This window comes from Orrella marina, from assembly GCF_003058465.1.
GTDB lineage: Bacteria > Pseudomonadota > Gammaproteobacteria > Burkholderiales > Burkholderiaceae_B > Algicoccus > Algicoccus marinus.
In genome coordinates, this window is sequence record NZ_CP028901.1 from 437158 (window position 1) to 457369 (window position 20212).

Sequence of the window (20212 nt, forward strand, 5' to 3'; positions counted from 1 at the left end):
GCGGCGCGATGAATCTGAACGTTGAAGACAGACCAGCCGACTTGGTGATTCCTGATCTGCAGGAAATTCTCCATGCCCTGAGGGCGGTGGTGCCCGAGCATTGCATTCTGTTTCGTGCCGAGCAGAAAAAGCCTTACGAGTGTGACGGACTGTCGCTCTATCGGCAGATTCCGATGGTTGTGGTCTTGCCGGAAACAGAAGAACAGGTGCGCGGTGTGCTGCGAGCCTGCCGTCGTCTGAATGTCCCGGTCGTTACACGAGGGGCGGGTACCGGTCTGTCCGGAGGCGCCATGCCGCACGCGCAAGGGGTGCTGCTGGGTATGGCCAAATTCAACCGGATCAAGCTGATTGATCCGGAGTCCGCCATCGCGGTGGTCGAGCCGGGGGTTCGCAACCTTGCTGTGTCACAGGCTGCCAGTCAGCACGGCCTGTACTACGCGCCTGATCCTTCGAGCCAGATTGCCTGCACGATCGGGGGTAACGTCGCAGAGAACTCCGGAGGGGTGCATTGTCTGAAGTATGGCCTGACCCTGCACAATGTGATGCAAGTCAGGATGATCACCCTTGACGGCGAGGTTCTGGTGCTCGGAGGCGAGGCCCCCGATGCCGCCGGGCCTGATCTGCTGTCGGTTGCAATCGGATCCGAAGGAATGCTCGGGGTGGTTACTGAAGTCGTGCTGCGACTTTTGCCAACGCCTGGTCTGGCAAAGGTCATCATGGCCAGTTTTGAGGATGTGGAGGCTGCAGGTGATGCGGTGGCAGCCGTAATTGCCGCAGGCATCATTCCAGCGGGACTTGAAATGATGGATCAGCGTGCAACCGAGATGGTTGAGCCGTTCGTTCAGGCCGGATATGACTTGAACGCCAAGGCCATCCTGTTGTGTGAATCGGATGGGACCGAGCTTGAAGTGGAGCAGGAAATTGCCCGTATGCAGCAGGTGCTTTCTGATGCCGGGGCGACCCGGCTGCAAGTGTCTCAAAACGAAGCCGAACGTGTCAGATTCTGGGCAGGGCGCAAGAACGCGTTTCCGGCAGCAGGTCGTGTGTCGCCGGACTACTACTGCATGGATGGCACGATTCCCAGAAGCCAGCTCGCGCGGGTCCTGCGAGAGATCGAGTCAATGGAACAAGCCTACGGGCTGCGGTGTGCCAACGTCTTTCATGCAGGTGACGGTAATCTGCACCCCTTGATCCTGTTTGACTCCAATGATTCCGATGAGGTGTATCGGGCCGATCTCTTTGGCGCGGCCATTCTTGAGTTGTGTGTGCAGGTTGGCGGAACCATTACTGGTGAGCACGGTGTTGGCATGGAAAAAATCAACCAGATGTGTGTGCAGTTCCAGAGAGAGGAGCTTGATGCGTTTCTGAGCGTCAAGCGATCCTTCGACCCGGATGGTCTGCTCAATCCGGACAAGGTGATTCCCACACTGGCACGGTGTGCCGAGTACGGCAAGATGCACGTCCATGGTGGCAAACTACCCTTTGCCGATCTGCCGAGGTTCTAGCACATGGACTATCGGCTTACAGAAATGTCAGAGCAGGTGACGACTGCGCGCGCCAGTTACCGTCCCATCGAGATCGTCGGGGGGGCGACCAAGCGGTTTTACGGCAACCCGATGCAGGCCTCTGACAACAATGCCTTCAAGTTGCAGATGGGTGGTCTGGATGGCGTGATCCGGTACGAGCCCAGTGAGCTCGTCTTGACCGCATGGGCAGGGACCCGTCTGCAAGAGATCAGTCAGCTATTACATGAGCGCAATCAGATGCTGGCGTTTGACCCGCCTGGGTTTGGGCCGGATTCCACGCTAGGTGGCGTGGTCGCTGCCGGACTGTCTGGTCCGTCGAGCTTTGGCTACGGTCCTTTGCGACATTACGTGCTCGGCATCCGCTTGCTTGATGCCCAGGGGAGAATCCTCCGCTTCGGGGGTGAGGTCATGAAAAACGTCGCAGGCTACGACGTATCCCGACTGCTGGCTGGCTCCATGGGGATGTTCGGAGCGATTGTAGAGGTCTCGATCAAAGTGCTGCCACGACCAGAACACGATATCAGTTGTGTGCTGGAACTGTCTGAAGCTGCTGCGCTGGCGGTATGTCGATCCTTTCGGGCCAGTACCTGGCCAGTCAAGGCCGCCGCCTGGTTACCCGGCGACGCAGGTGTTGGTGCGGGCACGCTTTGCGTCAGGCTGGCAGGGGCACAGGCGGCTGTGGAGCATGCACGCCAGTCCCTGGGTGGTCAGGTGCTCGACCAGCAAGAGGCCAGTGCCTGGTGGTCAGCCTTGCGCGAGCAGACTCATTCGTTTTTTACACGGCGCCCGCTCTGGCGGCTGGCGGTACGTTCCGGCACACCCGCCCTTGATCTGGGTCCGTGCGCGTTTGATCTGGCGGGCGAGGTGCGATGGCTGGTGCCGGATAACGATGCAACCACGATCCGCTCAGTGGCGTCGAAGGCGGGTGGCCATGCGACACTGTTTCGGCACGATCATACAACCCGGATCCCTGCAGACGGAGTGTTTCAGCCTCTGGCGCCCACTATGCACGCCGTGGTACGCCGCCTCAAGGGGGAGTTCGATCCAAAAGGCGTCTTTAACCCGGGTCGTCTGGTCCTGGATCTGTAGGAATCATCCATGCAAACGAACCTGTCCGACGAAATCAAACACTCGGAGCTTGGCCGACAGGCTGACGAGATTCTGCGCAGATGTGTTCATTGCGGATTCTGTCTGGCGACTTGCCCGACCTATGAAGTGCTGGGCAGTGAACTGGATAGCCCGAGAGGTCGTATTTATCAGATCAAGGAAGTACTCGAGGGGGCTCCCGTCACGCCGGCTACGCGCGAGCACCTGGATCGCTGCCTGACTTGCCGTAACTGCGAGACCACCTGTCCCTCAGGCGTCGAATACGGACATCTCCTGGATATCGGACGCCATATCGTGGAGATCAAAGCCCCGCGTCCTCGACTGGAGAAGCTTCGGATTGAAGGGTTGCGCCGCGTCATTACGAGCCCCTGGTTTGGGCCAGCCTATCGCCTGGCACAAAAGATTCATGCATGGTTGCCGCCGGGCATTCAGGAGAAGGTCCAGCCCGGCAGGCAGGCAAAGCCCCCGATCAAACCCTCTCGTACTGATCTGCAGACTGGCAGACAGCACGAGAGGCAGGTGCTGATGATTGCTGGCTGTGTTCAGCCTGTCATGATGCCGTCGATTGATCAGGCAACCATCCGGGTTCTGGACCGGTTGGGCATCGGTACACAGATTGCACCGGGCTCGGGGTGCTGTGGGGCCGTGAGTTTTCATATGGATGCGCAAGAAGAGGCACGCAACCAGATGCGGCGTAATATCGACTCGTGGTGGCCTCTGATCGAATCCGGCCAGGTCGAGGCAATCGTCGTGAACGCGTCGGGCTGTGGCGCAATGGTCCGCGAATATGCGCATCACCTGCGTCTGGACCCGGCCTATGCAGACAAGGCGCAGACTATCACTGAAAAGGTACTGGACATCGCCCAGATTCTGGAACCGCTGAGCGAGCAGTTGCTGCAGCAAATTGATCCGCTCAAGGTGCCGGAAGACATTGTGTTTCATCCTCCCTGCACGTTACAGCACTGGCAGAAGCTGCGCCCCATCACCGAGACCGTTCTCTCGCGGTTAGGTGTGGCTCTCAAGGAGTTTGACGAGTCGCACATGTGCTGTGGTTCAGCCGGTGCCTACTCGATGTTGCAACCCGAAATCGCGACCAGGCTGCGGGATCGCAAGGTGGCACATATCGAGGCTGTCAGGCCGCAGATGATCGTCTCATCGAACATTGGCTGCATCGGGCAACTGCAGTCAGGCACCGACGTGCCTGTGAGACACTGGGTCGAGGTGATCGATCAGGCGCTCAAGCCACGCACGCAGAACTGAAGATCAAGTGGCCTTGATCATGTCCTCCAGCACTTTCTTGGCATCACCGAACACCATCATGGTCTTGTCCATGTAAAAGAGCTCATTGTCCAGCCCGGCGTAACCGGCAGCCATCGAGCGCTTGTTCACGATCACGGTGCGAGCCTTGTAGGCCTCAAGTATCGGCATGCCGGCAATCGGTGAGGCAGGATCGGTCTTGGCCGCCGGGTTCACGACATCGTTGGCACCTAGCACGAGCACCACATCGGTCTGGCCAAACTCGCCGTTGATGTCGTCCATCTCGAAAACCTGATCGTAGGGTACTTCGGCTTCGGCCAGCAGCACGTTCATGTGCCCGGGCATGCGGCCTGCAACCGGGTGAATGGCATACTTCACAGTGACTCCCTGTTCAGTCAGTTTCTCTGCCAGTTCCTTGAGCGCATGCTGCGCGCGGGCAACTGCCAGTCCGTATCCCGGTATGATGGTCACCGTTTCGGCATTGCCCAGGAGGAAGGCTGCGTCGTCCGGGCTACCCGAGCGTACATTGCGCTCATGCCCGTCTGCTGCGCCACTGGCACCCGTGGCACCTTCGCCACCAAAGCCCCCAGAATCACATTGAAAAACGAGCGATTCATGGCCTTGCACATGATGTAGGAAAGAATCGCACCGGACGAGCCAACCAGGGACCCGGCAATGATCAGCATCGAATTGTTCAGTGAAAATCCTATTCCCGCGGCCGCCCATCCCGAGTAGCTGTTGAGCATCGAGACCACCACCGGCATGTCGGCGCCACCAATCGGAATAATGATCAATACGCCCAGTAAAAATGCGATCAGCGTCATGATGATGAACGGCGTCCAGGCCTGACTCACCATAAACCAGATTCCGCAGGCGACCATGACGATCGCCAGTAGCAGGTTCAGTACGTGCTGGCCTTTGAACACGACCGGCGCGCCCTGGAACACGCGCAACTTGTACTGTCCTGAGAGTTTGCCAAAGGCAATCACAGAGCCCGAGAAGGTGATCGCTCCGACAAACGTGCCAATAAAGAGCTCAATGCGGTTACCCGCAGGGATGGGTGTGCCTGGCAAGGTGATGCCAAAGGCGTGTGGCTCGGCCACGATGGCCACCGCGATCGCAACAGCCGCCAGACCGATCATGCTGTGCATGAACGCCACCAGTTCGGGCATCTTGGTCATTTGCACGCGTTTGGCCATGATCGTGCCGGCCGTGCCGCCGATCAAAAGGCCAGCCATGACCCATCCCAGCCCCCATCCTGATTCCGCTGTCTTGCCCGACAGGCTGACCACCAGTGCGCCAGTGGTCAGGATCGCAATGGTCATGCCAGCCATGCCAAAGACGTTCCCCATTCTGGAGGTTGTGGGGTGTGAAAGACCTTTAAGTGCCTGGATGAAGCAGACCGATGCGATCAGATACAGCAGAGTCACCAGATTCATCGAGATCATGACTGACCTCCGGATCCCGAGTTAGACGGCTTGTTACCCGTTGCTGGTTTGTTTTTCTTTTTGAACATTTCCAGCATGCGGCGAGTCACCAGAAAACCGCCAAATACATTCACGGCTGCCAGGGCAACCGCAATCACGCCCATCGTTTTGGCGAGTCCACCTTCGGTCAGGCCAGCAGCCAGCATGGCGCCCACGATCACGATGGCAGAAATGGCATTGGTGACGGCCATGAGCGGGGTGTGAAGGGCCGGGGTCACGTTCCAGACAACGTGGTAGCCCACATAGACAGCCAGCACAAAAATGATCAGATTGACCAGGGTGGGATCGATGGCTTCCATGTCATGCCTTTTTCAAGAGTTGACCATCTTCGCAGACCAGACACGCCTGCACGATCTCGTCGTCACGATTGATCGCGAGACCGGGTGCCGTGGTATTAACACTTTTCTCTGCACCAGTGTCTGCATTTGTATTCGCTGTCCCGTTTGCTTCAGCCTTTGCCGTTTTGTCATCGGGCCTGGCCAGGATTAGCTTGAGAAATTCGAGCAGGTTGCGCGCGTAGAGCGCTGAGGCATCGGTTGCCAGCAGGCCCGGGAGGTTCGGCAGCCCGATGATAGTGACGCCATGCTCCACGACTGTCAGTCCGAGCTGGCTTAGCGGGCAGTTGCCGCCTCGCTCGACTGCCATGTCGACGATGACGCTACCAGGCTTCATGGCTTTGACTGTGCCAACACTGACTAGCTGCGGGGCAGGGCGACCTGGAATCAGTGCCGTGCAGATCACGATGTCTGCCTGACTGCAGCGCTCGGCCACTTTCTCGGCCTGGCGAGCCATCCAGCTCGGTGGCATGGGTTGCGCGTAGCCACCCACCCCTTGCGCAGCCTGTCGCTCCAGCTCTGTCTCAAACGGTACGTCGATGAATTTGGCACCAAGGGACTCGACCTGTTCCCTTGCTGCGGGTCTGACGTCCGATGCTTCTACCACCGCACCCAGCCGTTTGGCCGTTGCAATCGCCTGCAATCCTGCTACGCCCGCACCGAGCACCACCACCCGGGCGGCTTTGACGGTGCCGGCCGCGGTCATCATCATGGGGAAAATCTTTCCGAATGCATTGGCACCAAGGATCACCGCTTTGTATCCGGCCAGGTTGGCCTGGGAAGAGAGAACGTCCATATTTTGAGCGCGGGAGATTCGTGGAGCCGACTCCAGGGCGAACGCTGTCAGCCCGGCGGCTGCCAGACGCTCCATTGAGACAGCATCGTAGGGCTCTAGCATACCGACCAGGACGGTGCCTGCCGACATCTGCGCCAGCTCTATCTGGTCCGGGGCGCGCACTTTCAGGACCAGTTCTGCATCCAGTGCCTCACTGGCCGTCACCAGCGTCGCGCCGCTGTCCTGGTACTGCTCGTCCAGGAACTGGGCCGCGAATCCGGCACCGTGCTCAACAAGCACGGTGTGACCCGCCTGCACAAGCTTCTTGACGGACTCCGGTGTTGCGGCTACGCGCGTTTCACCATCCCGTGTCTCTCTGGGTATACCAATCTTCACCGACTCGACTCCTTGGACGAGGTGTTCAAGCGCTTTGCTCAAGGCTTGTCAAACGCTAAGCGTATCAGGAAGTTGTAACAGGTTATACATCGAGGGTGAGAACGGCCGATTAAAATAGGCAAATGAACACATTGACCCAACCTATTTCTTCCTCCCCTGCCGGAGTCACCGGTCTTCCTGGCGCTTTGCCAACTCCCACCGCAAAAGGTCAGCCGGTTGTGGTGGGGATGTCCGGAGGCGTGGATTCGTCTGTCACAGCGTGGCTCCTCAAGCAACAGGGATACAAGGTGCTTGGACTTTTTATGAAGAACTGGGAGGACGATGATGATGACGAGTATTGCTCAACTCGTCAGGACTGGCTCGATGCCGTGAGTGTGGCTGATCTGGTGGGCGTTGATATCGAGGCAGTGAACTTTGCGGCCGAGTACAAGGACCGGGTGTTTTCCGAGTTCCTGCGCGAGTACTCAGCGGGGCGTACCCCCAATCCGGACGTGCTCTGTAATGCTGAGATCAAGTTCAAGGCCTTTCTCGATCACGCCATGACGCTAGGTGCCGAGACCATTGCAACTGGACACTACGCGCGGGTTCGCCAGAGTCCGTTGGATGCCTCACGCTACGAATTGCTGAAAGCCGTCGATGCAACCAAAGACCAGAGCTACTTTCTGCATCGCCTGAATCAGGCGCAGCTCTCACGCAGCCTGTTTCCGCTGGGCGAGATTCCCAAGACCCAGGTCAGAAAAATCGCCCAGGAGATTGGGCTGCCCAATGCCACCAAAAAGGATTCCACGGGCATCTGCTTTATTGGTGAGCGTCCGTTCAGAGAGTTTCTGAACCGTTACCTGCCCTCGGATCCCGGTCCCATCAAGACCGACAAGGAGGAGCTGATTGGTCAGCACCATGGTTTGTCGTTCTACACGCTGGGTCAGCGCAAAGGGCTGGGTATCGGGGGGGTGCGCAGCTATCAGCGTGCCGATGGCAGCGGACCCATCTGGTACGTGGCAAGAAAGGATCTGAAGTCCAACACGTTGTATGTCGTACCTGAACATGATCACCCGTGGCTGCTGGCATCTGAGCTCACCGCCGGACAGACGAGCTGGGTGGCAGGTGAGCCACCAGAAGCGGGACGGACTTTTGGTGTCAAGAGCCGTTACAGGCAGACTGATGCACAGGCGAAGCTTGTCAGTGCCAATGAAGAGTCACTGACCCTGGCGTTTGAGGAGCCGCAGTGGGCGGTGACTCCTGGCCAGTCCAGCGTGCTGTATAACGGTGATATCTGCCTCGGGGGCGGGATCATCATGGGACAGGTATAGCGTTGATTCGCGAGGACGGCTCGGTTCAGACTGCTCTGCTTGCGAGTGCCCTGTCTTCAGGAAGCAACCGGTGGAAGGGTGTCTGCAAACGAAGCACGGGCAGACAGCTTTTTGTGGAGCCGCTCCAGATTTGGATAGGGCGATCGCCAGTCGATCTCGCCAAATCTGAAGTCCAGGTACCCCAGTGCACATCCCACGGCGATATCGGCCAGTGAATAGTTGATGCCGGTGCAGAAATTCTGATCTTGCAGTGCTTCGCTCATTGCTTTGAGCGAGGCCTGGATCTTTCCTAGCTGGCGGGCAATCCATTCCTCACTGATCTGTTCTGCGGGACGCTGCTTTTCCTTGACGATGGTTACTGCAGCATCGAGCACCCCGTCACTCAATGCCTCCCAGCACTTAACGGTTGCACGCTCACGCCCGGATTGCGGGATCAGACGACTCACCGGCGACATGGTGTCGAGGTATTCGACGATCACACGTGAGTCAAAGAGCGCACCATCAAGCAAGGCGCTTTCATCAACCAGCAGGCACGGAACCTTGCCAAGCGGGTTGTAAGACTGAACGGTGGAGTCGGGGGACCAGACATTGTCCAGAGAGAGCTGGTAGTCGAGCTTTTTTTCTGCCAGAACGATCCGAACCTTGCGGACGTAGGGGCTTGTGAGGGAACCAATCAGTTTCATAAGCCAGGAATAACCGTGTGCGTCAGGCCATCAAGGGTTGCAGGCGTTGTTCGCCCTGGGTGCTGATCCAGAGAGGATGGCGCGTTGAGTCTGCTCCAGACTTTCCAGTGTATCCCTGCATGATGGTGAACCGGTGGCATTAGCGCAGTGCTAAACTCTCCGGCATCAAAACTGTTGGTTTTTTGCAAACAATCTCATGCAAATCTCTCCCGAACTGAGCGCATTGAATGCGCTGTCCCCCCTTGATGGTCGCTATGCCGGTCGTTGTCAGAGCCTGAGGGGCTTTCTGTCTGAAGCAGCCTTCATGGCCCATCGTGTCGAAGTCGAGATCGCCTGGCTGATCGGTTTGAGTCAGGCTGGCCTGCCTGAAGTCAAGCCGTTTTCCGAGGCGGCACTCGACAGACTCAACCGGATCGTTGCGGAGTTCAGCGAAGCAGATGCCGGGCGGATCAAGGCCATCGAGCGCACCACCAATCACGATGTCAAGGCGGTCGAGTACTGGCTCAAAGAACAAGTCAAGGACGACGCGGAACTGTCTGTTGCGGCCGAGTTCATCCACTTTGCCTGCACATCCGAAGACATCAACAACACCTCCCATGCACTGATGCTCGGACGCAGTCGTCAGGACGTGCTGTTACCGGCACTCAATGGTCTGCTGGCGCAGTTGAAGTCACTCGCACTCGAGCATGCCAATCAGCCGATGTTGTCCCGTACACACGGGCAGCCAGCGACACCGACAACGCTTGGCAAGGAGTTTGCCAACGTCACCCATCGTCTGCAGGCGTGTATCGACGAGATTGCAGCGGTTGTGCCGCTCGCTAAACTCAATGGCGCAACCGGTAACTACAGCGCGCACCTCAGTGCCTATCCCGATCTTGACTGGGAAGCATTCAGTGCCGATGTGCTGGCAAGACTGGGATTGAAGCAGAATACACACACTATCCAGATCGAGCCGCATGACTGGATGGCGCGTCTGTTCGATGCGATTGCTCGCACTAACACGGTGTTGCTGGATCTGAACCGCGATGTCTGGGGTTACATCTCGCTGGGCTACTTCAAGCAGAAGCTCAAGGAAGGTGAGGTGGGTTCGTCGACCATGCCGCACAAGGTCAATCCGATCGATTTCGAGAACTCCGAAGGTAATCTTGGTCTGGCCAATGCCTTGCTACGCCACTTGTCCGAGAAGCTTCCTGTTTCACGCTGGCAGCGGGATCTGACCGATTCGACTGTTCTGCGTAACGTCGGTGTGGCATTCGGATACTGCATGGTGTCGTATGACGCCTGTGCTCGCGGTCTGGGCAAGCTCGAAGTCAACTCGGCTGCGATTGATGCCGATCTGGATGCCTGCTGGGAAGTGCTTGCAGAGCCTGTTCAGACGGTGATGCGCCGCTATGGTCTACCGGAGCCGTATGAGCAACTCAAGGCGCTAACGCGTGGCAAGGGAATCACCCAGGAAGCACTGCAGACGTTCATTGCCGGACTGGATCTGCCTGAAGCTGAACGCAGCAGGCTGCTGGCGCTGACGCCAAGGACCTATCTGGGACAGGCTATCGAACTGGCCAGGCGAGCGTGAACCGGATTTGCAAACAGCATTTGAACGCATTTGTTTCTGTTCATTGTTTGAATGAGCACGATCTAAAGGTATATTAGCTCGGGGCGTTATTTGAAGCCCGACTCAACTGTTGGAGGTATTGCATGAAGAAATCTTTGATTGGTTCACTGGTTGCCGCGGGCTGTGCCGCTGTGTTTGCTGTTTCAGCTGGTGCCCAGACGATCCAGTTCGCAAAGCCTGAGGATGCCATCAAATACCGGCAGGGCGCGTTCCAGCTCATCAAAACGCACTTTGGAACTTTGCAACCTGTTGTGAGAGGGCAGGTGCCTTACGATAAAGATGCTGTGGCCGCAGACATCTATGTGCTAGATGTCGTGGCCAGGCTGCCATGGGCCGCGTTCGCTGAAGGTACTCAGGGTGGCGGTGCCAAAGACAATGTCTGGAGCGATCCAGAGGGTTTCAATAAAGCCAAACAGAATTTTCTGGATTCGCTCAAGCCCTTGACGGCAGCTGCAGATGAGGGTGATCTCGACAAGTTGCGCGCGGCATTTGCCAAGACCGGTGCGTCCTGTAAAGCCTGTCACGACTCCTACCGGAACTGATTGCTGCATGCATTCTTGCGGGTGAACCACGATCGCTTCACCCGCAAGGGGTTGCGAGACCTCTGGTGAGTACAGGGAGGGGCGTTGCCTTGATACCCGGCCAGGGGGACAGGTCCATCGGTGCGTATCAGTTTGGGGCTTGCTTCATCAGATGACAGCGTGACACAGTCAGGCTCACTCTCTGACTTGGTTTGAACGCATGTTTGTAATCAAAAGAATCGACCCATAGGCCGTTACGGCCTATGGGTCGATTTGCGTTGTATCCCGGATTATCCCAGTGCGTCAGAAGCTCATGCCCGCAGACAGTGTCTTGTCGATCAGCCACCAGGCTACCATCCCGAGTCCGATAGCGAGAACAAGTGCCCATAGGCGAATGCCGATGTCGTCCCGTGCGACAGGGCTGTCGCTGGAGTATAGGTTGGCGGGCGCATCGCCTGTGACCATGGCAGTGACCAGACGTTTGCCTTTGATGGTGTAGGCAATGATCGCCAGCAAATGCAGGATCACCAGGCTGAAGATTACATACTCGTTGGTCTGATGGATCGTACGCATGATCGCGGCTGTTTCACCGCTCACATCGTTGTAGAAGGGGCCCTGATAGAGAATGTCATCCGACACAAACAACCCAGTGACAGCCTGCACACCAATAGCCAGTAGCAATGCGACGACGGAGAGGGCTCCAAGCGGGTTGTGACCCGGCAGAGAAGGTGTGCCGGAGCGAAGGTACTCAATCACTGTGCGTGGGCATCTCACGAAGTTCGCGAATCGGGCGTAACGAGAACCAGTGAATCCCCAGATGATTCTGAAAACCAGCAAGGCTAGCGCAATGATGCCAAACCGGATGTGCCATTCCATCCAGAGAACATTGCCAGACTTGACGGTCACGATTGCGCCGATGACACAGGTAGCAAACAGCCAGTGAAACAAGCGTGTGGGCAAGTCCCAGACGCGAATGGCCGATCGATTGGATGAACTCATTTTGAATCTCATGCAGTGACGGGAAATTGGTTGCTGGAACGGCATGTCCCAAAGAGGCCAGGGGACACCGTTAGCGCATAAAGTAGTTTAGCTTGGTCTCATTAATGGATGGCCAAAACGTCTGCTGAAATGTTTTAAAAAAGATGTTATATTCTCGTTCCTGTCATCAAGACATCGGCGCATTAGCTCAGTTGGTTAGAGCGACGGAATCATAATCCGCAGGTCCGGGGTTCGAGTCCCTGATGCGCCACCAGAGATACCTAGCCCGAAAGCCACTATCCATGCGGCTTTCGGGCTTTTTGCTTGTATTTAGGTTTCTCTGATGTGCTCAATAAGTGAGCAAATAGTGGCACTTTTAGTGGCACTTTTGAAATTCCGGTGGCAAATCGACTTGCCACCCATCGCGCAAAGCCAGTGCTGGTGCGCCTCTCCAGAAATGGGCGCAGTGGCACCACGGTGGCGGTGATGGGAGGTGATCGAAATAATCGCCTCCATGCGGACCCTCATGCGGATCGGCTTTCTGAAAATTTTCAGGAAGTTTCAGTTTTTTGCCTGTTTCGCCTTTGTAAATTTTTTCTTACATGGGAATATTTCAACATGGCACATATCTCGAAAACATCCGCAGGAACCTGGCGCGCAGAAGTGCGGTCCGTGCGCCTTGGTCACAAGCCGGTCAGAAAGGTTCGCACTTTTGATACCAAACGCGAGGCGCAGGCGTGGGCTGATGCCGTTGACGAGTCGCTCAAGCAAATCCGCAAGAATGGTCGCATCATGCCGACCGCCATCACGCTCGCCCAGGCCATCCGGTTGTGGCGCGAGGAAACCCGCCAGCATCTGGAGCGCTGCATGAAGGCCCGCCCCGATGAGCCCAAGTACCAGAGCCTGTACCAACGGTTCATCAAGGACAAGAGTCGGGCCAAACTGTGGTCCGAGGGACCTTTTGGCAACGTCGCCTTGCGAGACATCGGGCAACTCGAGGTGGAGGCTTTCATTGATGATCGCCGCGAGGAGGACCGGGCAGACTCCACGATTGCCAACGACCTGAACCTGCTGTCGCGCCTGTTCAAACATGCGGCGGCCACCACCAGTACCTATCTCGCACCTGGATGGCACTGGCAAATCGACGATCCGGTCGGACCCGCGACGGCTGCTAGAAAAATCGGACAGTCCCGACAGCGTGATCGCCGTCTGGGCCAGGGAGAACTCGGCGCACTGGATACGCTGCTGCAAGCCATCGCGAAGGCGCAAAGTGATGCGCCCGAGGCCACCCGCGATCATGTCATCGTCTCCTGCAACGACAAGCCCGTGCAGGTGCCGCCGCACGACAGCCTGCGATACATCCACGTGGCCTTCCTGCTTGCCATCGAGTGTGCGCTGCGTCGCGGCAAACTTTTTTCTGTAGCGTGGGGCTGGGTGAATTTTGAGCCGGAGCGCGAGCATTTGCTCATCCCCGTCAAGTATCTGGGTCCGATCAATAAAGGGGTGCCGGCCTACCTTCCACTCTCACCGCGTGCGGTTGAGATTCTGCGTGATCTCAAAGTTCAGGCCGACCGGGAGGGCAGGGGAGGTCCGGATGATCCGGTGTTCGGAACTCTGGTGGCGGATCGGGCGTACCGGTTGCTCAAAACGGCTTGTGATGCCCTGGAGATCAGGGACTTCACCTGGCATGATCTGCGTCACGAGGCGTGTTCGCGACTAGCTGAGAAAGGCTGGACGCTGCCCGAGATTCAAGCCATCTCGGGTCACAAGACGTTGCAAAGCCTGCAGCGCTACATCCACATCAGCAAACATGCGATTCACGCTAAATTCCGGGAGACAGCACCACAGACCCCGACCCTGTCCCCTGATCTGGCCAGGCAGTTGCTGGCCCAGCTCAGTGCCCTGGCTGCGCAAACCTCTCAGGATGTCAATAACCTTGTGAATCCGGACATCTCTGCGATGCCGTCAAACCAACCGTAGGGTCATTGGGGTAGTGGGCAGCCAGTTGGGCATTGATGCGGGAATGGCTAACTGCCTGCCAGGGCCGCACAGCTGGTCATGTAGACTCTCTCCAGTGCGCATTGAACCCAGATATCCCATTAGACAGTTTGAACAGGGCTGAAGATGGGTTTGACTGGCCTCGGGATCTCAAAGGTTTTGGTCGCATCCCACAGGCCTGTGATTCACTCCCGTCGTTATCGGGCCGTGGCCAGTTTAAGGGTCCTGAGTCGGCCCGTCTTGGTGATGAATCCGGCTTGAGTCAGCAGTTGCTGGTGCAAGGTTGCGAGTGTTTGCATCGACGCACCTCGGTTCAGCTGGCGCTGCAGTGCCGTTCTGAACAAGCTCATCAGATTGAACGCCAGCATCACCCAGTGCAGCGCTGCTTCGGTGGCTCAGAAGTTCTGACGAGCTAACGTGCCCAGTGCAAAGTCGTACTTCAGCTCCTTGATGTGATTCTCGCAGTCAGCGCGCCCGCGGTAGAGCCGCCAGATTTCGACTGCGGACAGACCCAGGTTCGTGACAATTGCTCCGTAACGCCATTGGCTCAGGTCCGGATCATCCTCAAACAGGCTCAGGTTCTTGCCTTTGGCCTGATCACGCAGCTTGATGTGCTGACGTATGCCAATGACCCGACGCGGCCTGTCCCAACTGTCTGACTGATACTCGAATTCGCACAACTCAATGCCACCAGGCACCTTGGTGGTCGGTTTGCCCGCATCATCGGTGTCTTGCAAGGGCCACCACGTGGCACTGACCGGGCGATGCTGCAAGGGGCGAACCATCTTCAAGGCGACCGTGTAGCGCAGTTGCTGGTGCTCCAGGTGCCGCAAGAAACCATCCTCGCAAAAGCCCGAATCGGCCACTTCCTCGGCCAGAGTCGTCTCTGTTCTCCGTTTGGCCCGCGGGTAGGCGCAGATGGTTGGTGAAAAAACAACCACTTACGCGCGTCGGTTCAGCGTCAACCAAGGCCATCAGTCACCAGCACAACTAGACGATGTACGTCGCTTGTACTAACATAACGACAATTGATCTAACAAAAGAGGTGCTGCCATGACCGCTGTTGCATCGTCGTCTTCCGCCCGCTCTGCCCGGCTGGGGCTACGCGCCACCCCCGAACAGGAGGTGATGCTGCGCCGCGCTGCCGAGGTGGCCCACAAGTCGTTGACTGACTTCATCCTCGACAGTGCGTGCCTGGCCGCCGAGCAGACCCTGCTCGATCAACGATTGTTCATGGTTTCGGGCAGCCAGTACCAGGCCCTGATGGATCTGCTGGATCGCCCTGAACAGGCCAATGAGGGTTTGCGTGACCTGTTTGCCTGCAAGGCGCCCTGGGACACGAAGTGACGTTGCGCGCACCGGAGCCTCTGGACGCGCAACATCGGCTGGAGGGTTTTGATTGCGGCAAGCCTGCGCTCAATGACTGGTTGTTGCGCTACGCCCGCCAGGCCCAGGGCAGTGGCTCGGCCAAGACCTTTGTTGTTGCCGAGGACGATGGCCGCGTGGCGGGCTACTTCAGCCTGACCGTGGGGCAAGTCGACACGCTGGAGGCGCCGGAGCGCATCCGCAAGGGGATGGGGCAGTACCCTTTACCAGTGGTGATCTTGGCGAGACTGGCCGTATCCATTCACGATCAGGGGCGAGGCATCGGCTTTGGTCTGCTACAGAATGCCATTCGCCGCACGATGCTGATTGCCGAGCAGGCCGGCATCCGTGCCATGCTGACTCACCCCATCGATGAAGAAGCAGCGAGGTTCTGCACCCGGTTCGGGTTCATCGCGTCACCGCTGCGCGAACCGCAATTGCTGCTGCTCTTGAAGGACGCCCGTCGCTGGGTCCGGTGAGTCATGACCATCTAATCACTTCTCACTTTTACCAAACCGGCCAGCCAGTGCGGGGAGTCCATCCCTGCCAACATCCGCCAGCGGCTACTGTCCAACGTCTGGTGCGTCTTGTGCCGTCACGAAACAACGATCACCAATTTCAGCTGCGCCATAAAGGGTGGCGACTTGACCTACATGCATTGATGAAACGATCTGCTAGTAGTGATAACGACAGGAAATAATGATAATTTCTGCGTCTGTAAACTCGTACACCAGCCTGTTTGTTTCATCGATTCTTCGAGACCAAAATCCCGAAAGGTTGGCTTTGAGGGGTTCTGGCTTACCGATCCCTTCAAATGGGGAACGTTGTATGTCTTTGATGAGGTTGTTGATTCGCTTCAGGGTCTTTTTGTCCTGAGATTGCCAGTAAACATAGTCATCCCAGCAGTCAGGGGTGAACAGGATGTTCCTCATCAGGCATTTCATCCGTGATTAATGGCTGACGCTTCGCTTGACCAGAGCGCAATTGAGCTATGGAACGAGCAAGATGAGCAGCATTTGCGGGAGACTTCAACAGGTGTACCGTTTCCAAAAGGCTGTTGTAGTGATCCAGCGACATGACCACTGCATCTGGCGCATCGCGACGGGTAATGACTGCAACGTCACAGTCGTTAACCACATTATCAATTAGAGACTTCAGTCCGTTGCGAGCGTCGCTGAAGTTAACGACTCTCATTCTCCTAGGCTACCTCGTGTGTTGGTTGATCAGAAAATTCACAGCATTTATTGGAGGTTTTGTTTTGCAAGCGTAAAACTTGTACTGTTAATTGTACATATAATTGCTGTGTGGCACTAGGAGCACGTCGGACTTTGCCGTTCGGTAAAAGAGCGTAACGCTTTTGCAGTCCGGGTTCATGCGCTTTCGTCTGATTGACCGCCAGACAGATTTTCTTCTACCCCCATAGGTTCAGGACTGGTTGCCACAATCTCATCGGGCACGGTATGTGGTGGATGTGGTCGACAGTCTGAATTCGTCAGAGCTGGAAATGGCCTACGCGGGTCGGGGTAGCGATGCTCACCATCCCGCCATGCTGTTGTCGTTGCTAATCTACGGTTACGCCACAGGCATTCATTCGAGCCGCAAGATCGAGCGGGCCACGTATGACTCGCTTGCCTTTCGATTCATCGCCTGTGATTAGCATCCTGATCGTGACACCCTTCCCACGTTTCGTCGCCGGTTCGGTGAGTGGTTCTCCAAAGCCCTTGTGCAAATCCTGCAAGTCGCCCGTGAGACCCAACTCTCGCGCTTTGGCATCGTCAGTCTGGGTGGCACCAGGATTCGTGCCAATGCCAGTCGGCACCGGGCACTGTCTTATGGCCATACCCGCGAGATCGATGCCCAACTCAAAACCGAGGTGCAGGAGTTGCTGGATCTGGCCGAGTCGGCTGATCAGGGCACATACGAGTCCTCGAAAGGTGAAACATGAGTGAACCAAACCAGAATGTGAGTTTATGGGAACCTCGAAAACCTCGGATTTGATCGCTGGGGCGGGTGCCAGCAACTCTTGCAGGACAAACCGGTTTGACGCCGAGAGATCTCCCCGCAGTAAATAAAATATTTCTTATTTACTGGCTCGCAGACGGGTGCTGGCGTATTGGAGGACTTCGGGCACGGACTTGCCTTGAGCAATGGCGTGTACCATTTGCGCAGGCCGACTTCCCATGCTGATCGCTGACCACCACGCCCAGACGAGTGCTGCCATCGGTCAGCACTTTTGCAGACGGTTCTTCTCAGAGGCCAGCTGTCCGACAAGATTCTGCCTCTGGCGCGCGATCAGGCGCAGTTCAGGCAATAAAGCGGGCGGGACAAACGAGGCCCGCAAAGCCCCGCGCGTGAGCAACGCCGCCCATTGCGCCAGCGCTGGCCTGTCTTTCTTGAAGCCGCCAAATTGCCGTTGTTCGATACGAACCGAGCCATTGGTGTGTTCGATCAAGGCACAGGCCGTGATCTGCGCCTGGTGAATATCGAGCCCAATGGCACGTTTGTAGGTCGGTTCCAGTTCCATGTGATGCTTCCCATCCGGTAGACTTCAGAAGCGGAAGGGGGCCGGCGCCGACACTGAATGCGCCTGAAGGCGACATGCCGCCAACGGCCTGAGGAATGCTCGCCATGAGATTGGCTGCCATTTGCTCGGCGAGCAGCGCCGTGCGTTTGTTCAGGCGCTTGTCGCCCAGATCGATGTTCTTGAATTCTTCTGCTGCTCAACTCACGCCGCTTTTGCGCAACCCAATACGAAGTCAGTGTGTTAGGCGCCATTCCTAAAGTTGTATGTAATGGGATGCGCTCAGGGGCGTCTGTCGATAGTTTTGTGTGTGCCCAATCTGCGCAATATTGCTGTTGAACCATCCATCTCGAAGGTGATTTGCCAGGATTTGTTCGGCATGACATCAATCTTCAAGATTTTGGGATTGAAGCAGCCGGACAAGGAGTGCAGACGCAGCTTGTTTGGCTGCGGGTTCTTCAACAGGTCATCGATAGCTTTCGTTGCAGCTTCCTGGACATTGGCGGGAGCCTTCTTGAAATCCTTTTGAAATGATTCTTTTGCGTCAATTCCATTGATTTGCATAGAAAGCAGGCCCTACTGGAATGATGCCAGAAGTTCCTTGGCGGATCTGAACGGACCCTTGCCTGAAGACGGGGAGCGATCTGCATCGTGCTCCATGATGGCCCATTTCAACTCGTTTATAAGGTCGTGAGCCTCAATCAAGGCTGAGATGAATCTGTCAAATGATTCAACCACGCCATCTTCATGGTTGAGCTCACGGTCTCTTACTGCAGACTCTCTTGCAGCCCGTTGCTGATCTATGATCATGGAGATGGCGTCTAGAGTCTGTTCAAATGAGGTTTGAATTTCACCAGACTCGTCAAGCATTTCGCCTTGGCTTCGACCAGACTTCCCACAGAGTTGTTCGATAGCATCCAGCATTCGGGCGTTGGTTTGTTCAAATCTCTCTGCGAGCATCTGATTCGCTTGCAACGTAACCTCGATAGCCCTCAATAACTCGAGAGATCGGTTCGCCTGATCGGCGGCTTCGCCTGCAATGAATTTAAGAATAGCGGGTTGGTGTTTATGGTTAGTTGGCATTTCTTCACCTCTCGCCACAAAAGCTGAGGGCGGCACGTTCCCTTAGCTGGATGAGGTATCAAAGGTTTTTGAGGCTGATTCCCGCCTCATCGGGTTGCTGTGAATTACCGGGCCGTGGTGTGTCAGTCGATACGGCATGATAACTTCATCGTACCATTCTGGAAGGGATCGCCCCAAGAAAGATGTGTGAAGAACGACTTGCTACATTACGGCAAGACTGACGACCGATCTGAGGTAAAGGGATGAAGACCTACGGTGGCTATCCGGCCAGTGTGTTGGTAGAGACGCTCACCCGGTTGATGAATGCAAATCCCGGTATCAAGCGCTCACCGCTCTCGCGCCTGGTCTGCGAGGCGCTCGACTGGCGCGGCGTGGATGGACGCCTGAGCGAGATGACCTGTCGGGTGATCATGCTAAGGTTGCAACGCGATGGCCTGATCACCCTGCCGGTCTCGCAGATTCCCAATCCCAGGCGTCGCGCCCGATATGAACCCACCGCACTGACGGACCCGCAGCCTGAGATTGAGCAACCTGTTCACGAGTTGCCACCGTTGCGCATTGAAATTGTGCAGGGACAGAAAGCCACGTCACGCTTGTGGAACGAGTACATGGCTCGATATCACTATCTGGGTTACACCCCGCTGTCGGGCCACCAGATGCGCTATCAGGTCTACGCCGGTGACACCCTGGTGGCGTTGCTCGGGTTTGGGGCCAGTGCCTGGAAGCTCGCCGATCGCGAGCGCCTGATCGGCTGGAGCGATGAGCAACGCCTGCGCAATCTGCACAAAGTGATCAACAACACCCGCTTTCTGATCCTGCCCTGGATCAAATCCAAGGGCCTGGCCTCCAAGATCCTGGCCAAGGTGGCGCGCCAGTTGCCGCACGACTGGCAACAACGCTACGACTACCAACCCGTGTTGCTTGAAACCTTTGTCGAGAGTCCTCGTCATGCCGGCACCTGCTACAAGGCTGCGAACTGGCAGTGCATTGGCCGAACTGCCGGACGGGGCAAGATGAGCAAAACCAGCAAACAGTTGCTACCCACCAAGGACATCTGGCTGTATCCGCTTCACAAGCAATACAGACATTCGCTGTGCTGCTGAGACATACTTAAAAACCCATCAAGTCGGGCAGACGTCTTCACCGAATAGTTAACATGTTGGCCTACATCCTGCTGGGTCGCCTGACCTTTCTTGGTTCGGTTCAATTTGGCAATGTCACCAGTGTGGCTTTTGCTCCTGAGGGTGTGGCCCTGGTT

General features: G+C 56.7%; 20 protein-coding genes, 1 tRNA gene and 4 pseudogenes. 12 read left to right on the forward strand and 13 right to left on the reverse strand.

Annotated features, from left to right (window positions below):
• Positions 1–8: 8 nt before the first annotated feature.
• Genes DBV39_RS01890 through glcF form a run of 3 tightly spaced genes read left to right on the forward strand, consistent with a single transcriptional unit; the run spans position 9 to position 3893 of the window.
• Positions 9–1505 carry an FAD-linked oxidase C-terminal domain-containing protein gene (locus tag DBV39_RS01890; RefSeq protein WP_108620109.1) on the forward strand — a complete coding sequence of 499 codons (1497 nt, stop codon included), beginning with the start codon at positions 9–11 and terminating at the stop codon, positions 1503–1505.
• Positions 1506–1508: 3 nt separating this feature from the next.
• Positions 1509–2615 (forward strand): glycolate oxidase subunit GlcE, encoded by a 1107-nt coding sequence (gene glcE / locus DBV39_RS01895; RefSeq protein WP_108620110.1) that lies wholly within the window; start codon positions 1509–1511, stop codon positions 2613–2615.
• A gap of 9 nt (positions 2616–2624) precedes the next feature.
• A complete protein-coding gene (gene glcF / locus DBV39_RS01900; protein WP_108620111.1) occupies positions 2625–3893 on the forward strand; it encodes a glycolate oxidase subunit GlcF in 1269 nt (422 codons plus the stop codon).
• Positions 3894–3896: 3 nt separating this feature from the next.
• Here glcF and DBV39_RS01905 read toward each other — a convergent pair.
• The 3 genes and pseudogenes from DBV39_RS01905 to DBV39_RS01915 form a co-directional block, all read right to left on the reverse strand.
• Positions 3897–5338 (reverse strand): annotated as a pseudogene (locus DBV39_RS01905) (NAD(P)(+) transhydrogenase (Re/Si-specific) subunit beta).
• On the reverse strand, positions 5335–5676 hold the full coding sequence (locus DBV39_RS01910; protein ID WP_108620112.1) for an NAD(P) transhydrogenase subunit alpha: 342 nt from the start codon (positions 5674–5676) through the stop codon (positions 5335–5337). Before DBV39_RS01910 ends, DBV39_RS01905 begins: the two are co-directional and overlap by 4 nt.
• Before the next feature lies 1 nt (position 5677).
• On the reverse strand, positions 5678–6883 hold the full coding sequence (locus DBV39_RS01915) for a Re/Si-specific NAD(P)(+) transhydrogenase subunit alpha (protein ID WP_108620113.1): 1206 nt from the start codon (positions 6881–6883) through the stop codon (positions 5678–5680).
• 185 nt (positions 6884–7068) lie between these two features.
• On the opposite strand from DBV39_RS01915, the gene mnmA reads away from it, so the two are divergent.
• Complete coding sequence (mnmA, locus tag DBV39_RS01920; RefSeq protein WP_227870884.1) at positions 7069–8193, forward strand: tRNA 2-thiouridine(34) synthase MnmA; 1125 nt, start codon at positions 7069–7071, stop codon at positions 8191–8193.
• A gap of 56 nt (positions 8194–8249) precedes the next feature.
• Here the strand turns inward: mnmA and DBV39_RS01925 are convergent, their stop codons facing one another.
• A complete protein-coding gene (locus tag DBV39_RS01925; RefSeq protein WP_108620115.1) occupies positions 8250–8876 on the reverse strand; it encodes a glutathione S-transferase in 627 nt (208 codons plus the stop codon).
• 196 nt (positions 8877–9072) lie between these two features.
• Here DBV39_RS01925 and purB point away from each other — a divergent pair, with 196 nt between their 5' ends.
• Together purB and DBV39_RS01935 are read left to right on the forward strand one after the other, a co-directional pair.
• Positions 9073–10449: an adenylosuccinate lyase gene (purB, locus tag DBV39_RS01930; RefSeq protein ID WP_108620116.1), complete on the forward strand. Its 1377-nt coding sequence runs from the start codon at positions 9073–9075 to the stop codon at positions 10447–10449.
• 122 nt (positions 10450–10571) lie between these two features.
• Complete coding sequence (locus DBV39_RS01935; protein ID WP_108620117.1) at positions 10572–11030, forward strand: c-type cytochrome; 459 nt, start codon at positions 10572–10574, stop codon at positions 11028–11030.
• 282 nt (positions 11031–11312) lie between these two features.
• On the opposite strand, the gene DBV39_RS01940 is transcribed toward DBV39_RS01935, so the two are convergent.
• Positions 11313–12008 (reverse strand): cytochrome b/b6 domain-containing protein, encoded by a 696-nt coding sequence (locus DBV39_RS01940; protein WP_108620118.1) that lies wholly within the window; start codon positions 12006–12008, stop codon positions 11313–11315.
• A 176-nt stretch (positions 12009–12184) separates the two neighbouring features.
• Between DBV39_RS01940 and DBV39_RS01945 the strand changes: the two genes are divergently transcribed.
• Positions 12185–12261, forward strand: a tRNA-Met gene (locus DBV39_RS01945).
• A 344-nt stretch (positions 12262–12605) separates the two neighbouring features.
• Positions 12606–13967, forward strand: coding sequence for a tyrosine-type recombinase/integrase (locus DBV39_RS01950; RefSeq protein WP_159078733.1), 1362 nt, complete (start codon positions 12606–12608; stop codon positions 13965–13967).
• A 215-nt stretch (positions 13968–14182) separates the two neighbouring features.
• Here the strand turns inward: DBV39_RS01950 and DBV39_RS19365 are convergent, their stop codons facing one another.
• Both DBV39_RS19365 and DBV39_RS01955 read right to left on the reverse strand, forming a co-directional pair.
• The gene (locus DBV39_RS19365; protein ID WP_159078734.1) at positions 14183–14335 is read right to left on the reverse strand and encodes a hypothetical protein; all 153 of its coding nucleotides are present in this window, start codon (positions 14333–14335) and stop codon (positions 14183–14185) included.
• A 45-nt stretch (positions 14336–14380) separates the two neighbouring features.
• Positions 14381–14926, reverse strand: a complete 546-nt coding sequence (locus tag DBV39_RS01955; protein ID WP_108620120.1) for a transposase — start codon at positions 14924–14926, stop codon at positions 14381–14383.
• 112 nt (positions 14927–15038) lie between these two features.
• Here DBV39_RS01955 and DBV39_RS01960 point away from each other — a divergent pair, with 112 nt between their 5' ends.
• Together DBV39_RS01960 and DBV39_RS01965 are read left to right on the forward strand one after the other, a co-directional pair.
• A complete protein-coding gene (locus DBV39_RS01960) occupies positions 15039–15332 on the forward strand; it encodes a type II toxin-antitoxin system TacA family antitoxin (RefSeq protein ID WP_108620121.1) in 294 nt (97 codons plus the stop codon).
• Positions 15329–15829 carry a GNAT family N-acetyltransferase gene (locus DBV39_RS01965; protein ID WP_108620122.1) on the forward strand — a complete coding sequence of 167 codons (501 nt, stop codon included), beginning with the start codon at positions 15329–15331 and terminating at the stop codon, positions 15827–15829. Before DBV39_RS01960 ends, DBV39_RS01965 begins: the two co-directional genes overlap by 4 nt.
• A 195-nt stretch (positions 15830–16024) precedes the next feature.
• Here DBV39_RS01965 and DBV39_RS01970 read toward each other — a convergent pair whose 3' ends face one another.
• Together DBV39_RS01970 and DBV39_RS01975 are read right to left on the reverse strand one after the other, a co-directional pair.
• Positions 16025–16282 carry a Txe/YoeB family addiction module toxin gene (locus tag DBV39_RS01970; RefSeq protein ID WP_108620123.1) on the reverse strand — a complete coding sequence of 86 codons (258 nt, stop codon included), beginning with the start codon at positions 16280–16282 and terminating at the stop codon, positions 16025–16027.
• Positions 16257–16544, reverse strand: a complete 288-nt coding sequence (locus tag DBV39_RS01975) for a type II toxin-antitoxin system Phd/YefM family antitoxin (RefSeq protein ID WP_108620124.1) — start codon at positions 16542–16544, stop codon at positions 16257–16259. Before DBV39_RS01975 ends, DBV39_RS01970 begins: the two co-directional genes overlap by 26 nt.
• 178 nt (positions 16545–16722) lie before the next feature.
• Here DBV39_RS01975 and DBV39_RS01980 point away from each other — a divergent pair.
• Positions 16723–17262 (forward strand): annotated as a pseudogene (locus DBV39_RS01980) (transposase); the annotation flags it as partial.
• A 72-nt stretch (positions 17263–17334) separates the two neighbouring features.
• Here DBV39_RS01980 and DBV39_RS19790 read toward each other — a convergent pair.
• From DBV39_RS19790 to DBV39_RS02000, 4 genes and pseudogenes are all read right to left on the reverse strand, one after another.
• A pseudogene (locus DBV39_RS19790) lies at positions 17335–17874 on the reverse strand (IS110 family transposase); the annotation flags it as partial.
• Between the two features lie 130 nt (positions 17875–18004).
• Positions 18005–18049, reverse strand: a pseudogene (locus DBV39_RS20525) (hypothetical protein); the annotation flags it as partial.
• A 104-nt stretch (positions 18050–18153) separates the two neighbouring features.
• A complete protein-coding gene (locus DBV39_RS01995) occupies positions 18154–18435 on the reverse strand; it encodes a hypothetical protein (protein WP_108620126.1) in 282 nt (93 codons plus the stop codon).
• A gap of 12 nt (positions 18436–18447) precedes the next feature.
• The gene (locus DBV39_RS02000) at positions 18448–18954 is read right to left on the reverse strand and encodes a hypothetical protein (protein ID WP_159078735.1); all 507 of its coding nucleotides are present in this window, start codon (positions 18952–18954) and stop codon (positions 18448–18450) included.
• Between the two features lie 242 nt (positions 18955–19196).
• Between DBV39_RS02000 and DBV39_RS02005 the strand changes: the two genes are divergently transcribed.
• Positions 19197–20057, forward strand: coding sequence for a DUF4338 domain-containing protein (locus DBV39_RS02005; RefSeq protein ID WP_108620128.1), 861 nt, complete (start codon positions 19197–19199; stop codon positions 20055–20057).
• The last annotated feature ends 155 nt before the right edge of the window (positions 20058–20212 follow it).

Bases quoted from the DNA above. Each gene is read 5' to 3' on its own strand.
- DBV39_RS01950 (WP_159078733.1), top strand. From the start codon at position 12,606: ATGGCACATATCTCGAAAACATCCGCAGGAACCTGGCGCGCAGAAGTG.
- glcF (WP_108620111.1), top strand. From the start codon at position 2,625: ATGCAAACGAACCTGTCCGACGAAATCAAACACTCGGAGCTTGGCCGA.
- DBV39_RS02005 (WP_108620128.1), top strand. From the start codon at position 19,197: ATGAAGACCTACGGTGGCTATCCGGCCAGTGTGTTGGTAGAGACGCTC.
- DBV39_RS01910 (WP_108620112.1), bottom strand. From the start codon at position 5,676: ATGGAAGCCATCGATCCCACCCTGGTCAATCTGATCATTTTTGTGCTG.
- DBV39_RS02000 (WP_159078735.1), bottom strand. From the start codon at position 18,954: ATGCCAACTAACCATAAACACCAACCCGCTATTCTTAAATTCATTGCA.
- DBV39_RS01935 (WP_108620117.1), top strand. From the start codon at position 10,572: ATGAAGAAATCTTTGATTGGTTCACTGGTTGCCGCGGGCTGTGCCGCT.
- DBV39_RS01995 (WP_108620126.1), bottom strand. From the start codon at position 18,435: ATGCAAATCAATGGAATTGACGCAAAAGAATCATTTCAAAAGGATTTC.
- DBV39_RS01925 (WP_108620115.1), bottom strand. From the start codon at position 8,876: ATGAAACTGATTGGTTCCCTCACAAGCCCCTACGTCCGCAAGGTTCGG.
- purB (WP_108620116.1), top strand. From the start codon at position 9,073: ATGCAAATCTCTCCCGAACTGAGCGCATTGAATGCGCTGTCCCCCCTT.
- DBV39_RS01960 (WP_108620121.1), top strand. From the start codon at position 15,039: ATGACCGCTGTTGCATCGTCGTCTTCCGCCCGCTCTGCCCGGCTGGGG.
- DBV39_RS01890 (WP_108620109.1), top strand. From the start codon at position 9: ATGAATCTGAACGTTGAAGACAGACCAGCCGACTTGGTGATTCCTGAT.
- DBV39_RS01940 (WP_108620118.1), bottom strand. From the start codon at position 12,008: ATGAGTTCATCCAATCGATCGGCCATTCGCGTCTGGGACTTGCCCACA.
- glcE (WP_108620110.1), top strand. From the start codon at position 1,509: ATGGACTATCGGCTTACAGAAATGTCAGAGCAGGTGACGACTGCGCGC.
- DBV39_RS01975 (WP_108620124.1), bottom strand. From the start codon at position 16,544: ATGAGAGTCGTTAACTTCAGCGACGCTCGCAACGGACTGAAGTCTCTA.
- DBV39_RS01970 (WP_108620123.1), bottom strand. From the start codon at position 16,282: ATGAGGAACATCCTGTTCACCCCTGACTGCTGGGATGACTATGTTTAC.
- DBV39_RS19365 (WP_159078734.1), bottom strand. From the start codon at position 14,335: ATGAGCTTGTTCAGAACGGCACTGCAGCGCCAGCTGAACCGAGGTGCG.